15 protein-coding genes and 5 pseudogenes are annotated in these 13,433 nt (G+C 60.7%); 13 read left to right on the top strand and 7 right to left on the bottom strand.

Annotated elements, in window-relative coordinates:
• Positions 1-14: 14 nt before the first annotated feature.
• Positions 15-140, bottom strand: a complete 126-nt coding sequence (locus HK436_RS32560; protein WP_280515823.1) for a hypothetical protein — start codon at positions 138-140, stop codon at positions 15-17.
• Positions 141-208: 68 nt separating this feature from the next.
• Between HK436_RS32560 and HK436_RS25215 the strand changes: the two genes are divergently transcribed.
• Positions 209-457 carry a type II toxin-antitoxin system VapB family antitoxin gene (locus HK436_RS25215; protein WP_173194423.1) on the top strand — a complete coding sequence of 83 codons (249 nt, stop codon included), beginning with the start codon at positions 209-211 and terminating at the stop codon, positions 455-457.
• On the top strand, positions 454-867 hold the full coding sequence (locus HK436_RS25210; protein ID WP_173194422.1) for a type II toxin-antitoxin system VapC family toxin: 414 nt from the start codon (positions 454-456) through the stop codon (positions 865-867). Before HK436_RS25215 ends, HK436_RS25210 begins: the two co-directional genes overlap by 4 nt.
• Positions 868-896: 29 nt before the next feature.
• On the opposite strand, the gene HK436_RS25205 is transcribed toward HK436_RS25210, so the two are convergent.
• A complete protein-coding gene (locus tag HK436_RS25205; protein WP_173194565.1) occupies positions 897-2,108 on the bottom strand; it encodes a site-specific integrase in 1,212 nt (403 codons plus the stop codon).
• Between the two features lie 104 nt (positions 2,109-2,212).
• Here HK436_RS25205 and HK436_RS33805 point away from each other — a divergent pair.
• The 5 genes and pseudogenes from HK436_RS33805 (at position 2,213) to HK436_RS32555 (ending at position 5,686) form a co-directional block, all read left to right on the top strand.
• Positions 2,213-3,186 (top strand): annotated as a pseudogene (locus HK436_RS33805) (DUF1403 family protein).
• Positions 3,187-3,188: 2 nt separating this feature from the next.
• On the top strand, positions 3,189-3,875 hold the full coding sequence (gene scpB / locus HK436_RS25195) for an SMC-Scp complex subunit ScpB (protein WP_173194421.1): 687 nt from the start codon (positions 3,189-3,191) through the stop codon (positions 3,873-3,875).
• Complete coding sequence (locus tag HK436_RS25190; RefSeq protein WP_173194420.1) at positions 3,872-4,696, top strand: hypothetical protein; 825 nt, start codon at positions 3,872-3,874, stop codon at positions 4,694-4,696. Before scpB ends, HK436_RS25190 begins: the two co-directional genes overlap by 4 nt.
• An 80-nt stretch (positions 4,697-4,776) precedes the next feature.
• Positions 4,777-5,223, top strand: a pseudogene (locus HK436_RS33800) (Abi family protein); the annotation flags it as partial.
• Positions 5,224-5,296: 73 nt separating this feature from the next.
• Positions 5,297-5,686 (top strand): Abi family protein, encoded by a 390-nt coding sequence (locus HK436_RS32555; protein WP_280515821.1) that lies wholly within the window; start codon positions 5,297-5,299, stop codon positions 5,684-5,686.
• Positions 5,687-5,765: 79 nt separating this feature from the next.
• Here the strand turns inward: HK436_RS32555 and HK436_RS25180 are convergent, their stop codons facing one another.
• The gene (locus HK436_RS25180; RefSeq protein WP_194248644.1) at positions 5,766-6,332 is read right to left on the bottom strand and encodes a hypothetical protein; all 567 of its coding nucleotides are present in this window, start codon (positions 6,330-6,332) and stop codon (positions 5,766-5,768) included.
• Positions 6,333-6,524: 192 nt separating this feature from the next.
• On the opposite strand from HK436_RS25180, the pseudogene HK436_RS25175 reads away from it, so the two are divergent.
• The 4 genes and pseudogenes from HK436_RS25175 to HK436_RS33785 all read left to right on the top strand — a co-directional run bounded on the left by HK436_RS25175 (position 6,525) and on the right by HK436_RS33785 (position 8,601).
• Positions 6,525-7,874, top strand: a pseudogene (locus tag HK436_RS25175) (IS3 family transposase).
• Between the two features lie 84 nt (positions 7,875-7,958).
• Positions 7,959-8,303, top strand: coding sequence for an ATP-binding protein (locus HK436_RS33795; RefSeq protein ID WP_173194564.1), 345 nt, complete (start codon positions 7,959-7,961; stop codon positions 8,301-8,303).
• Complete coding sequence (locus tag HK436_RS33790) at positions 8,300-8,542, top strand: ATP-binding protein (protein ID WP_173194419.1); 243 nt, start codon at positions 8,300-8,302, stop codon at positions 8,540-8,542. Before HK436_RS33795 ends, HK436_RS33790 begins: the two co-directional genes overlap by 4 nt.
• A complete protein-coding gene (locus tag HK436_RS33785) occupies positions 8,509-8,601 on the top strand; it encodes a hypothetical protein (RefSeq protein ID WP_376769207.1) in 93 nt (30 codons plus the stop codon). The genes HK436_RS33790 and HK436_RS33785 overlap by 34 nt, the downstream gene beginning before the upstream one ends.
• Before the next feature lie 317 nt (positions 8,602-8,918).
• Here the strand turns inward: HK436_RS33785 and HK436_RS25160 are convergent, their stop codons facing one another.
• The 4 genes and pseudogenes from HK436_RS25160 to HK436_RS25150 all read right to left on the bottom strand — a co-directional run bounded on the left by HK436_RS25160 (position 8,919) and on the right by HK436_RS25150 (position 10,874).
• Complete coding sequence (locus tag HK436_RS25160) at positions 8,919-9,527, bottom strand: class I SAM-dependent methyltransferase (RefSeq protein ID WP_244649397.1); 609 nt, start codon at positions 9,525-9,527, stop codon at positions 8,919-8,921.
• An 88-nt stretch (positions 9,528-9,615) separates the two neighbouring features.
• Positions 9,616-9,882, bottom strand: a complete 267-nt coding sequence (locus HK436_RS31830; protein WP_244437424.1) for a copper-binding protein — start codon at positions 9,880-9,882, stop codon at positions 9,616-9,618.
• Positions 9,859-10,329 (bottom strand): annotated as a pseudogene (locus HK436_RS25155) (cupredoxin domain-containing protein); the annotation flags it as partial. The gene HK436_RS31830 and the pseudogene HK436_RS25155, both read right to left, overlap by 24 nt.
• Before the next feature lie 221 nt (positions 10,330-10,550).
• Entirely contained in the window at positions 10,551-10,874 is a 324-nt protein-coding gene (locus HK436_RS25150; RefSeq protein WP_173194417.1) for a hypothetical protein, read from the bottom strand.
• A 244-nt stretch (positions 10,875-11,118) separates the two neighbouring features.
• On the opposite strand from HK436_RS25150, the pseudogene istA reads away from it, so the two are divergent.
• Positions 11,119-12,611 (top strand): annotated as a pseudogene (gene istA / locus HK436_RS25145) (IS21 family transposase).
• Entirely contained in the window at positions 12,608-13,378 is a 771-nt protein-coding gene (istB, locus tag HK436_RS25140; RefSeq protein ID WP_173194416.1) for an IS21-like element helper ATPase IstB, read from the top strand. The pseudogene istA and the gene istB overlap by 4 nt, the downstream one beginning before the upstream one ends.
• Positions 13,379-13,433 lie beyond the last annotated feature (55 nt).

Raw genomic sequence — 13,433 nt, 5'->3', positions numbered from 1 at the left:
AATGCGCCGTTTCCCTATGCATAGGCGGTGATGGAGAGGTCGCCCCGCTGTGGATCGGGCAGACTACCCCATGTCTTGGCACCGGCGTCGTAGGCAAGGATAACCGGATCGCTATACGCGTAGGAAAGATGTCTCGCCATCAGTCGCCATCTTGATGGCAACTGAGCCTAATTCTATATATAATCTGATTTCCAGGATGGAGGTGACAATGGCTGAACCACAACTCTCGGTCCGGAGCTCTAAGGCTCGGGATTTGGCCCATCGTCTGGCTCGACGGGAAAATCGTTCTATCGCCGATATCGTCGAGCGCGCTCTTGAGTCGTATGAAATCCGTGAAACCGGTCGGGAAGCTGCAGCAGCATTTTATGCCCGCCTTGCGGCACAATCCGGCACGGATATCGATCTGGAGGCGGTCATTCGCGAGAGCCGGCGCCCACATCAGGGCGTTGAGCTTTGATATTTCTCGATACTAATGTCGTCTCAGAGACGCTGAAGAAGTCACCTATCGAAGCGGTGGTTGCGTGGCTGGTAAGGTACGACGCCGAGCTTGCGCTGCCGACGGTGACGATCGCGGAAATTGCTTACGGAATTCAGAAAATCCGGCCGGATCAGCGCGCCGTCAGGTTGGAGCAGGGCCTACAGGACTGGCGTCGGCGCTTCGCCGACCGCATCTTCGGTCTGACAGAGGAAGCGGCACTGGCTTACGGCGACATAATGGGTGAGGCCAAACGGCAGGGGCGTGTGATGTCGGCTCCAGACGGCATGATTGCTGCGATCGCACGCGTAAACGGCGGCCGATTGGCAACGCGCAATCTCTCCGATTTCGAGACGACCTGCCTCGAACTCATCTCTCCATGGGATTATTGACGGAGCAGGGGAGGGGCCTTTCCATTCCTCTACAGGCCACTCGCTTTGGTGAGATTAACACGGAAACGGTCACGCCGGCGTTGATATTTGCGGGTCATCTCGGCACTCGCATGGCCCAGATGCCTCTGCACGTATCGTTCGTCGACTTCGGCCGAGGAGGCGAGCCCGGAGCGCAGCGAGTGGCCGGCAAATATCATCCCGCGGTCCCCTTCCGGCAGGTCGCTGCGTACACCGGCTGCCAGCGCGGTGCGCTTGACGAGGCGGGCAACCTCCTGAGCGTTTAACCGATTGGCGCCAACCGCTTTGCCCCGGCCCGTGACGCGCCGGAATAGGGGTCCGTGGGCGATGCGTGCAAGATGGAGCCAGGTCCCGAGCGCCGCTAAAGGGCAGGTTGCGTTGGATGAACCGCGTCCGATTTCGACCTCGCGCCACCCGGTCTTGCCGCGGATCCGCAATAGTATCCCCTTGTCGAGGATTTCTATCCAACCGGAAGAATCCTCAGTCTGGTCGCGACCGCAATCGAGGCCTACAATCTCCGAACGGCGCAGACCTCCGGCGAATCCCAGCAACAGCATGGCACGATCTCGCAGCCCGCGCAGGGTGCCACGATCGAGCGTCTCCAGCATGGCGACGAGGTCCTCGGGTAACACCGCTTCCTTCTGCCGGGGTGGTGAGCCGTGCTTGTTGCGGATGCCGGCCATCACGGTGGCGATATGGCGGTCCGTCCTGTCGAGCGGCTGTCCGCGCTGTCTGTAATTCCACGTCAGCGCGGAAATCCGACGTTCAATCGTCGCAACCGAGTTGGGTTGCCGGCCGTCAGTCACCGTTCCCGATGCGCAGGCGGCAATATAGAGGCCGACCAGCTGCGGATCGGGCGGAAATATCTCGATACCCTGGCGCCGGCACCAGCTGGCAAAGTGCTTCCAGTCAGACGCGTAAGCACGGCGCGTGTTTGTGGAACTGGCCGCTTCGACATAATCGCGTGCCCGGTTCGCGAGCGCATCGAGTTGCGATGATTGGTGAGATGGCGCGACGGCGGGCAAGGAAGGTGAGGGGGCTTCGTCCTCCTCACCTGGCTCGGACCCCAAGTCTTCCTTGAAAAGCACGTCCAGTTCGATGTCGGCTAAGTCGTTTGCTGAGCCGCTCACTTCGCCTCGGCCGACATTAGAGGAGGCTCCCTGTGGTCGAGCGGAGCGTCCGTCAGCGCGTTTTTTGAGGTTTTTGTCGACGAGAGAGGCCATTTTGCGGGGGTCGCACAAAACGAATGATAATGCAAGATTACCGTTCATTATTATCTCCAAACAGCCGGTGCGGAAACGGACGATAATGCTCGCATGAACCGCACATGACGTGTAGGCTGATTGCAATGAATCGGCAAGTTCCACCAGCATCGCCTTCTGCCATATCCGTCCCGCGTGTCCCCGCCTGGGCGGTACCGCGTACTCCGGCCGACAGTGATGTCGAGGCCGCCTATATAGCGGGCAGCGCCCTGAATTCGCTCGACAATCTCGTTCGCTCCGACGCGCCATGGCTCGGCGCATGGCGGCAGCGGCTCGCCCTGAAGGCCGCCGCCGCGACCGTCAAGCTCATGCGCCGCACAGAGGACGAATCCGCCTTGCGCGACGCCTGGTATCTGCGCCAGCCCGGTGACGCTTTTGGACCGGCCGGGAACGTGCTTTCGGCCTGGCGCAAACTCGCCGGTCGATTGCTGCCGCCGACGTCTGAGGATCTGCAAGCGGTCGCCGATCTGCTCGGCATTGTTGGGTCGGATGGCTTCGGCGATTGGATCGAGGAGCTTGCCGACGACGTCCGCGCGGCGGCTCCCGCGCCGTTGGTCGCCGCGCGTGCCGCAACGGCGGTCATGCGCGACGACCCGACAGCCGAACCCCTGGCCTGGTGGATGGCCGATTGCGCTCTGTCATGGCGCATGGGCTGGCGTCATGCTGTCCCGCTGCTCGCGAGCCAGATTTTTCCCCGATCCTGCGCACGGGGTCGGATCGTCGGCGCGGCCGCCCCGATGCTCCCGCGTTCGAGCGGATCGTCTGCCTCGCCGCCGCGGCCGGCGCAGCCGAGGCCTGCCGGCTCGCCGCCGGCATGGCGCAGCAGGCCGAACGTCTGCACGAGGTCATGCCAAAGCTGCGCGCCAAGGGGGCAGGGGAGGTGATTGCCCTGTTGCTGTCCGACGATGCCGTATCGAGTTCCTTCACCAGCAAGGCGATGACCCGTTGGGCCAGCCGCAGATTGTTCGAGCGCCTGCAGCAGCTTGACGCCGTGCGCGAGCTCTCGGGCCGACCCACCTTCCGGCTGTACGGGTTGTAGCCATGGGCCGTCCGTCACGCGAAACAGGCCTGCTGGATACCGAACTCGATGCCCTGCCGCCAGAGCTTCGCTGGCGCGAATGGATGACCCGCGTCGAGGCCGTCATTTTTGCCGCACCCGAACCGGTGACGCGGGAATTGCTGTCACAGATCGTCGGCCGCGGCTGCAGCATCGATCTGCTGATCGAAGATATCGCCAACGAGCTGGCGGCACGTCCCTATGAAATCGTTGCCGTGGCAGGCGGCTGGCAGTTCCGCACGCGGCCGCGTCAGGCCGAGGTGCTGAAGGCCGCTTTCGGCGGTACCACCACCGGCGCCGACATCACCGAGGGCGACATGCTGGTCCTGGCCTCGATCGCCTATCACCAGCCCGTCACGCGCGGTGTCCTGTCCGACATGCTCGGCCGGGAGGTGTCACGCGATGTCATCGGCCATCTGCGCCGGCTCGACATGATCGCCTCGGGACCGCGCTCACCGCAGCCCGGCGCGCCCTACACCTATGTGACGACGCGAAAATTCCTGGAGCACTTTGGGCTCGAGACGCTGCGCGATCTGCCCGACCTGGAAGCGCTCGAGGATGCGGGTCTTCTCAGCAGGACAGAAATGACGGATGGGATGGCGATCAGCGAAGGGGATTCAGAGCAGGAACCCGTTGAGATCGGAGCGGACGAATGGGGGAAAACACCATGACCGACGAAGAAGTGAAGCGGCTCGATCCCACGCCGTCCACGATCAAGAAGCTGTTCGCATATAGCGGAAATCAATGCGCCATGCCTGAGTGCCGCGAGTTCCTTGTCGATGAGACTGGCGCGATGCTCGGCAAGATCGCTCACATCCACGCCGCAGAGAAGGGCGGGTCGCGGTTTCGCAAAGATATGTCGAACGAGCAGCGCCGCGCCTTCGACAATTTCATGCTGGTCTGCGGCAAGCACCACGACATCATCGACTATCCGGAGAATGCCGAGACCTACAAGCCGGAGGTGCTGCGCAAATACAAGACTGAGCATGAGGACCGGTTTCGGCGTGCCGAACGCCAGTTGATCGAGCAGGTCACAGATACGACGCAGGCGACCCAGCCGACTTATCCCAAGACAATGAAACGTCTGGGGAAGGTACTAGGCGTCAGCGAGATGATCGACCATGACGAAGAGATCGAAGGCATCCGCACCTTCATCGACCGCCTGAAGATTCTGCCACTAGAACAACGTGGTTTCGCCATTGAACTTGCAAAGCGCATGCGCAGGCTCGGTTCTGACAAGCTCTTGGTTGAGGACGTGACGGGCGCCTTCCAGATCGGGAAGACCAAGCTGCAGAACCACATGCGCGTACTAGAGCATCATGGTCTCGGCGGCATCAATGAGGGACACAATTTTCGAGAGTATTTCGTTGAGCTATGGGACCGTGAGCCGGGCGGAAATCCCTGGATCGAGATGCTGGATTTCTGCGACAGCGCCGGGGTCAGCATCGACACGCTCGTCTACGATCTCGATTTCTCCCAGTATGACGAGTAAATACCCCGGTCTGGTCTAGCGAGATGCCGGGTGGCGTGCGCATCTTGAAGATGGAGCCCGGACGGGTTATATAGGGGGTCATGGGCCGCCCACGACTCCTTCGGGAAGTGCAAAAGGGTGGCCCTTCGCTTTTTATGGCATTGATACCATACGCCAAAGCGCATGCGACCGCGGCACAGCGGGTAGCCCATCTGAGGGCGAGGGGTCTCGTCGTCACCCGGCCAAACGTAGCTGCGCGGAAGATCGAGGCGATTGGCTATGAACGTCTCCGCATCTATTTCCTCAGTCGTCGGCAGACACACCTTCCCGGCAAGCCCTTCATTCCGGGCACTCGATATCACGACATAATCCGGCTCTACGAATGCGACGCGCGGCTGCGCGATGCCTGTTTCCAGGCCGTCGGACAGTTCGAACTTCTTCTGCGCAACAGCATGTCCGAAACACTCAGCGCCGCCTACGGAAGCCACCCGTACTACATAACGGCCGCCTTCAAGGATGCGAGTGCCAATTTGATGGCGCTGCAGAACTTCGTGAAGGTGTACGAAAACTCCAAGGATCGGCGTGCCAGGCACTATCGCGAGACTTTACGGAACACCCTTCATGCCGCCGGTCTGGACGATGAAGGAATTCCTAACGTTCGGGGCAACATCGCGCATTTTGCAGTGCCTTGCAGGGCCGATGAAGACCCATATAGCCAGTCAGTTTGGTGTAGGCTCCGACCTGGTGTTCACAAACTGGGTGGAGGCGCTTGTCGACCTGCGCAACATCTGTGCGCACTATGACCGGCTTTTCAATAGAAGCTTCCAGAAGCAACCCAGCCGACTTAGAAGTGCAGGCGTACCGTCAGCTCAACCGAAGACGCTTAAAGCCATTCTCGAGTGCCTCGACCATCTTCTGACTCAACGCGGATCGCCGTCAGAAATTACAGACAGGGTACATCGGGTCATTCTGCGATATCCGGAGATGAACCCCGCCGAAGCCGGATATTAACTCAAGATCGCCAGCAATAATGCGGCAAAGCGGCCTACCCGGCCGATCAATACTGTGACGAAGTCAAGTTCGTTCGCAATCAATCATAGATCGAGAAACCAGGGATGCTCTGGCCATGAGGGATATCATGGACAACAGCAACGACGTGACGAGCGCGCGTCAATGCGACATACAGCTTAGCACGGGTCTCGCCTTCTAGCTTGATTTGCGGGTTCATGAGCCACGACACCATACGTGCCGTGGGGTAGATCAGGATGCGATCAAACCCGAGCCCTTTGGCGCGTCCAAAATTGAGCGTCGGCAGATCAGCAGACGCGACTTTGACATTGGCACCCCAGCGAAGCTGTACCGGTCGGCCGGCTTCGATATAGCGAGGTAGGTCCTTGCGACGGACAATATGAAGTCCGGCATCTTCCGGGATCGGCTTCCGGCAATCTGCACAGTTGCAGGCCGCAGTCGCCGCCATTGCGGGATAGAGTTTCGACGAAAGCGCACATATCGCCGCGCTGTTGCGGTGCGAACTGGCCAGGCTGGTCACATCGATTTCGCATGCAAGTTTCTTTGGCAGGGTGTCGCGGATGAAATCCGCTATTCCACCGTTCCTGTATTTCTCATAACGGGCTTCCAGATGGGTGACGTAGGTCACCTGCCGCGGTCACCGACCAGAACGACATCGGAAGGGCTATTGAATAACGCCATCAGGATATCGAGGTCGTAACCGGCAAGGTCCTGCACCTCATCGACAAAAATGTGTCCGGCGTCAGCACTGATGGGACCAAATCGGCTTAACTGAGAACGGAGGATTTCTGGTTCATCGTAGCCTTTCAAAGGAGCGAAGGTGAGACAGAAATCCGGAACCGGGAAAGCGCCGGCAGAGCAGGTCATCAAAGACATCCGCCGCGCAACCCGCAAGCAATATTCGGCCGAGGAGAAGATCCGCATCGTGCTGGAGGGCTTGCGCGGCGAAGAGTCGATCGCGGCGCTGTGCCGGCGCGAGGGGATCGCGGAGAGCCTTTATTACACCTGGTCGAAGGAATTCCTGGAAGCCGGCAAGAAGCGGCTTGCCGGGGATACGGCGCGCGCCGCCACCAGCGACGAGGTGAAGGTTCTGCGCAAGGAGGCGCGCGATCTCAAGGAGGTCGTCGCCGAGCAGGCGCTGGAACTGCGGATTCTTAAAAAAGCATGATTGCGGATGGGGGCGACGACGAATGAGATACCCCGCATCCGAGAAGCTGGAGATCATTCGGCTCGTCGAGCAGTCGCATCTGTCGGCGCGGCGCACGCTGCAAAAACTCGGTATTCCGCGCTCGACCTTCAATCGCTGGTATGACCGTTTCCTGGCCGGCGGTGTCGATGCGCTGGAGGATCGCAGGCCCCGGCCGAACCGGGTCTGGAACCGCATCCCCGAGGAGAAACGCGATCAGATCATTGAGCTGGCGTTGAACGAGCCGGAGCTGTCGCCACGGGAACTGGCGGTCACCTTCACCGACACGAGGGGCTACTTCGTCTCGAATCCTCAGTCTATCGCCTGCTCAAGGCCCACGACCTGATCACCAGCCCCGCCTTCATCGTCATCAAGGCCGCCGATGAGTTCCACGACAAGACGACGGCGCCCAACCAGCTCTGGCAGACCGACTTTACCTACTTGAAGGTGATCGGCTGGGGGTGGTTCTACCTGTCGACCGTGCTCGACGACTTCTCTCGCTACATCATCGCCTGGAAGCTGTGCACCACGATGAAGGCCGAGGACGTCACCGACACGCTGACCATCGCGCTGCAGGCTTCTGCCTGCGACAGCGCCAGGGTGGTGCAGCGGCCGCGGCTGTTGTCCGACAACGGCCCCTCTTACGTCTCTTCCGACCTGGCCGCATGGCTATCCGACAAGGGCATGGAACATACGCGCGGGGCGCCCTGCCATCCTCAGACCCAAGGCAAGATCGAGCGATGGCACCAGACGTTGAAGAACCGCATCCTGCTCGAAAACTACTTCCTGCCGGGTGATCTCGAGCAGCAGGTCGCGGCGTTCGTCGATCACTACAACCACCGCCGCTACCACGAGAGCCTCGACAATCTCACCCCTGCCGACGTCTACTTCGGGCGCGGCGATATCATCACGCTGGAAAGGGAAAGGATCAAACGCGAAACCATCAAACAGCGCCGCTTGCTTCATCGAGATGCAGCGGCCTAATGTGACAAACCTGATGGACCAGAGCCTCCGTTAGCTCACGCCGCCTGTTGTCCCAAAAACCCTGACGACGGACATGCGCACGATCTGAAGACACCGATCAGCCGACTTTACATAACGCTTGAAGAAGCCATCGATCAGGCAGGGACGGATGCTGAGGCGAAGACGCGACTTGAGACCGCGCTTGGCGAAGTTCTGCAAATCTCCTCCACCTTCGAAGCCATGTTGAGAATTTCTCAGATCGAGGCTGGTGCGCGCCGCGGATGTTTTGGCCCTGTGCGCCTCGACCAGCTTTTAGAGGAAATGTTGGAAATCCACCAACCGATTGCCGAGGAAGCGGGCAAGCAACTGAGCTTGCTCCCCAGACGGGGCGTCCCCGGATCGAAATTCTCGGCGACCAGGACCTCTTGCGGCAGATGTGTGCGAACTTGATCGCCAATGCCATCCGCCACACGCAGCAAGGCGCGAAAATTGGGCTCACGTGCGGTCACGAACAAGGTTGGCCGTTCATCATCGTCGCCGACAACGGCCCGGGAATTCCGGAAGCGGAACGAGCCAAGGTTTTCAAGCGATTCTACCGTTTGGAAAAAGCAGAACAACTGAAGGAACGGGCCTTGGTCTTAGCCTCGTTAAGGCCGTGGCCGACCTGCACGGCGCGCACATCGTTCTGACGGAACGATCGCCGGGTCTGGCTGTTCGGGTGGTGTTTCCGAAGTGCCAACAAGTTTAGCAATCGGTCTTTCGTACTCCGACGTGATCGCCAACTCCCGAAAACCGCGGCAAAAAAGCCCGCCTGTGGAGGTCAGTCACACAGGCGGGCAGTAAGGTCGACGAGGCAGGGATGCTACGTCAACGTGGATACAGGTGAACTATGCAGGCAATTTCTTGTGGCTGTTTGTCGGCAAACTTACAAATATATGTAAGCGACGAAACTGCATGTTCTCGGGACCAAACGTGAATCGCTCGCCACTCGCTTCACGGCGCGCCGCGCGAAGGGGTGGTGTGAGTTTCCAACATTAAGAGCTCTGTCCTCTCCGTTGGGAACAGCTACAAGTTGCCCCGAAGCGAATGGCTCGTTTCAGCCCGTCGGCGAAGCCGATAGACCGCTGCAGGAGGAAAGTTGGCAAATGTGCCGCCGATACGTTCCGCCCTTAGCCCGAGGCGGTCCAGTATCAGCGGTGAAACCGGGCACCCCGGGCCGTATGTGAACTGATAGAAGGCCCCGTCCGCCCTCATTTTGCCGAACGCGCTGATGAGGATCGCCAGAACTTGCGGAGATGGTATAGTCAAAAGCGGGAGCCCACTGATGACAGCGCCGGCCGGTCTTCCATCGAAGAGGTCAATCCTCGATAGGCGGGCGGCGTTGATCTGGAAGGTGTGGGCATTCGGATAGTCGCTTTGAAGGACGATGGCGAAATGGGGTTCGAGCTCGATGAGCGCGAGATCTTGCTGCCTGACGCCGCGACCAGTCAACGCGCGTGTGAATACACCAGTTCCCGGTCCCAGCTCTATCACCGGTCCGGTGGCGGGCGAAATCTCGGAGGTGATAAGCTTGGCTAGTGCACGTCCCGATGGAACGATAGCGGCGACGAGCAAAGGATCACGGAGCCATGATCTGAAAAAGCTGTACGCTTCCGCCAAACGCCGTTGATTCATGGAGGGTGCGCTCGAATAGGGTTCCGATGAGGCGTGGGGTGCGCCACCTCCGGTTGCCGGAGGTGGCGTTCTTCGACGGAGAAGTGGGCTATTTCAGGTCGGTGATCGTCAGTCTCCCGCGCACGCGGTCGGCGATGAATTCGATGACATCGCCCTCTTTCATAGTGTCAAGCATTGCCGGATCGGCAACGTTGAAGACCATGGTCATAGCTGGCATGTCGAGGTTCTTGAGTTCCTCGTGGATGACAGTGACTTTTTCCTGCCCGGTCTTCACCTCCTTGACCGTCCCCTTGGTGTATTCCTGCGTCACAGCGACCACGGCAGGCGCTGCGGAGACTTCGACAGTTCCATACATTCCGGACTCGTAATGGCCGGGGATCAGGCACGCGAACTCGAACGTACCCGCATTGGTGAACGTCCAGACAATACTGCCGCTTTCTCCCGCGTCCAACTGAAGGGCGTTGGGGTCGTCATGCTCCATTTCCGGAAACCGCAACATGAGTTCACGGTGTTCGACATTCTTCTCTTTCTCGTCGAGGACGAACTCATGCTTGATCTCCCCGTCATTCACGATATTGAAGCGGATCGTCTGCCCTTGCTCGACCTCCAACGTGTTAGGCTGGAAGAGCATCTCGCCGTCGTCGTTCTCGAACATCGTGACGTCAATCGTCCGTGTGACTTTCGCCTCGTCGCCAGGTTCGCCGACGGCCATGTCGTTATGACCGCCGGAGTGTCCGGGGGACGCGGCGGCAAGGCTGGCGGAAAGCAACAGGATCGCTGCCGTCGCATATGCTGTCTTCATCGGTACTATCTCCGTTGAGTGGCGGATTGATTGCGCGGCAGGATGCCCGGAAGATCATCGCCAGCGCTCAGTTGCTGGTCATGCGAATGTCGATAACGGCATCCCGCAAGCGCTCATCCCGTTGAGGGCGGACATCCAGTTTTCAAAGGGTTTCGGGGGCGTTCCGGGCCTGGCCTCTCTAGACTAGAAGCTGGATTCGCGGCAGGAAGCACCCCACGACGCTATGGGCCGCTGCGAAGGTCCCACTCGGTCACCTGAGGACCGTAGTTTCCGTACGGACGGTGCGGCTGGTGATTGCTGTTGACTCCGGTATCGATCGAAGCCGTCGTGCGGGTATCGATCGCACCGCTGATATCGGCATGGCTGCCGGCATGGTCGCCGCGGACCTGGCGTCCGGGAGCGCCGTAGTGCTTGGGCTTGGAATCGTGGCCGGTGCGGACGACCGGTGGGTTGTAATCGAGCCCGTAGACAGGGGCTTCCTGAGCGGTGGCGATGCCCGAGGCGCTGAGGCTCAGGGCGATGGCGATGGTCGTCAAGCGATACATGAATTTGCCTTTCTTCGATCTTTTTGCGCGGTGGGAGTCCACGGAACGCCGGATCGCCCGGCGCTGAAAAGAAGACTGCACGGTCCAGTTGGACGGCGTTTGACGCCAACTTTACATATTGGTGAGAACGGCGGTGGAAAACTAGACCACGGTAGCGGCGGGATTGTCCGGCTGCGGGCGGCGTAAAAGTCGTCCACTTTTTCCCTTTTCTGCGTGGCGCAGGGAGGGAATAGGGATCTACACCGTGGAATTATATCTGAAGGTTCGCGTGGCTTGCGACGGAGGCATGAGCCAGCGCGAGGCAGCAAGGCATTTCGGCATCTCGCGCGACACGGTTCGCAAGATGATGGCGTATTCGGTTCCGCCGGGCTATCGGCGGCAGGCTCCGGTTCGGCGTCCGAAGCTGGACGCGTTCATCGCGGTCATCGATCGGTGGCTTGATGCGGACCGTGCGGTCCCGCGCAAGCAGCGCCATACGGCCAAGCGGGTGTTCGACCGGCTGCGCGACGAGCACGGGTTTGCCGGCGGCTACACGATCATCAAGGACTATATGCGCGAGCGGGATCGGCGCGGCCAGGAGATGTTCGTGCCGCTGGCGCACCCGGCGGGGCACGCACAGGCCGACTTCGGGGAGGCTGTCGTTGTCATCGGCGGCGTTGAGCAGAAGGCGCACTTCTTCGTGCTCGATCTGCCGCACAGCGATGCCTGCTATGTGCGCGCCTATCCTGCGGCGGTGGCCGAAGCGTGGGTGGACGGCCATATCCATGCGTTCGCCTTCTTCGGCGCCGTGCCGCAGTCGATTGTCTACGACAACGACCGCTGCCTGGTGGCGAAGATCCTGCCCGACGGCACGCGCAAGCGGGCAACGCTGTTCAGCGGCTTCCTGTCCCACTATCTGATCCGGGATCGTTACGGCCGCCCCGGCAAGGGCAATGACAAGGGCAGCGTCGAAGGTCTGGTCGGCTATGTGCGCCGCAACTTCATGGTGCCGATTCCGCACTTTGCATCGTGGGACGAGTTCAATCTGTGGCTCGAGGAGCAGTGCCGCAAGCGCCAGGGTGACCGGCTGCGCGGCGAGAGCGAGACGATCGGCGAACGCTTGCTGCGCGATCTGGTGGCGATGCGCCCACTGCCGGCATCACCCTTCGATGCTTGCGACCATGCCAGCGGTCGGGTCACTTCGCAGGCGCTGGTGCGCTACAGGACCAACGACTACTCCGTCCCGGTCGCCTACGGCCACCAGGACGTCTGGATCCGTGGCTATGTCGGCGAGGTGGTGATTGGCTGCGGCGGGGGATCATTGCCCGTCATCCGCGCAGCTATGAGCGCGAGGAGGTTGTCTTCGATCCACTGCATTACCTGCCGCTGATCGAGCAGAAGATCAACGCGCTCGACCAGGCGGCACCGCTACAGGGCTGGGAATTGCCGGAGGCGTTCACGACACTGCGCCGCCTCATGGAAGCACGGATGGGCAAGCAGGGCCGGCGCGCCTATGTGCAGGTGCTGCGCCTGATGGAAAGCTTCGATCTGGCCGATCTGCACGCAGCCGTGAAGCAGGCGCTGCATCTGGGCGCCATCAGCTTCGACGCCGTGAAGCACCTCGTCCTGTGCCGGGCCGAACGCAGGCCACCAAAGCTGGACCTCGACATCTATCCCTATCTGCCCAGAGCCACTGTCGAGAAGACGTCGGCCAAGGCCTATATGCGCCTGCTGGACCGTAAGGAGGAACCGGCATGAGCAGCGATGCTCCAGAACTCCTGCTCGCCCACCACCTCAAGACCTTGAAGCTGCCGACCTTCCTGCGTGAGCACCACAAACTTGCCCGGCAATGTGCGGTCGAGGGCGTGGATCATGTCCGCTACCTTGCCCGGCTGGTCGAGCTGGAACTGATCGATCGGGAACGGCGGATGGTCGAACGCCGCATCAAGGCGGCAAAGTTCCCCGCCGCAAAAAGCCTCGACAGCTTCGACTTCGCCGCCATCCCGAAGCTCAACAAGATGCTGGTGCTGGAACTGGCGCGGTGCGAATGGATCGAGCGCCGCGAGAACGTCATCGCGCTCGGCCCCAGCGGCACGGGCAAGACCCACGTCGCGATCGGCCTCGGCCTGGCGGCCTGCCAGAAGGGATTGTCCGTCGGCTTCACCACAGCGGCCGCGCTCGTCAGCGAGATGATGGAGGCGCGCGACGAAGGCCGTCTTCTGCGCTTCCAGAAGCAGATGGCGGGCTACAAGCTGCTCATCATCGACGAGCTGGGCTTCGTGCCGCTCTCCAAAACCGGCGCCGAGCTGTTGTTCGAGCTGATCTCGCAGCGTTACGAGCGTGGCTCCACCCTGATCACCAGCAATCTGCCCTTCGACGAATGGACCCAAACCTTCGGTTCCGAGCGCCTCACAGGCGCACTCCTCGACCGGCTGACCCACCACGTCAGCATCCTCGAGATGAACGGCGACAGCTATCGCCTCGCGCAAAGCCGGGCACGAAAAACCGCCAACCCTCACCAATAAGATCACCGCTGCTGCGAGCGGAAAACTCTGGTCGGGCTACGCCCTCCCGACGTTC

This window comes from Neoaquamicrobium sediminum, from assembly GCF_013240295.1.
In the GTDB taxonomy this organism is placed as follows: Bacteria; Pseudomonadota; Alphaproteobacteria; order Rhizobiales; family Rhizobiaceae; genus Aerobium; species Aerobium sediminum.
Note: the sequence above shows the minus strand (reverse complement) of the source record. Positions and strands in the feature narration are given on the sequence as shown.

Bases quoted from the DNA above. Each gene is read 5' to 3' on its own strand.
- scpB (WP_173194421.1), top strand. From the start codon at position 3,189: ATGGGCCGTCCGTCACGCGAAACAGGCCTGCTGGATACCGAACTCGAT.
- HK436_RS25215 (WP_173194423.1), top strand. From the start codon at position 209: ATGGCTGAACCACAACTCTCGGTCCGGAGCTCTAAGGCTCGGGATTTG.
- HK436_RS32560 (WP_280515823.1), bottom strand. From the start codon at position 140: ATGGCGAGACATCTTTCCTACGCGTATAGCGATCCGGTTATCCTTGCC.
- HK436_RS25160 (WP_244649397.1), bottom strand. From the start codon at position 9,527: ATGAATCAACGGCGTTTGGCGGAAGCGTACAGCTTTTTCAGATCATGG.
- HK436_RS32555 (WP_280515821.1), top strand. From the start codon at position 5,297: ATGCCGCCGGTCTGGACGATGAAGGAATTCCTAACGTTCGGGGCAACA.
- istB (WP_173194416.1), top strand. From the start codon at position 12,608: ATGAGCAGCGATGCTCCAGAACTCCTGCTCGCCCACCACCTCAAGACC.
- HK436_RS25205 (WP_173194565.1), bottom strand. From the start codon at position 2,108: ATGGCCTCTCTCGTCGACAAAAACCTCAAAAAACGCGCTGACGGACGC.
- HK436_RS31830 (WP_244437424.1), bottom strand. From the start codon at position 9,882: ATGTATGGAACTGTCGAAGTCTCCGCAGCGCCTGCCGTGGTCGCTGTG.
- HK436_RS25150 (WP_173194417.1), bottom strand. From the start codon at position 10,874: ATGTATCGCTTGACGACCATCGCCATCGCCCTGAGCCTCAGCGCCTCG.
- HK436_RS25190 (WP_173194420.1), top strand. From the start codon at position 3,872: ATGACCGACGAAGAAGTGAAGCGGCTCGATCCCACGCCGTCCACGATC.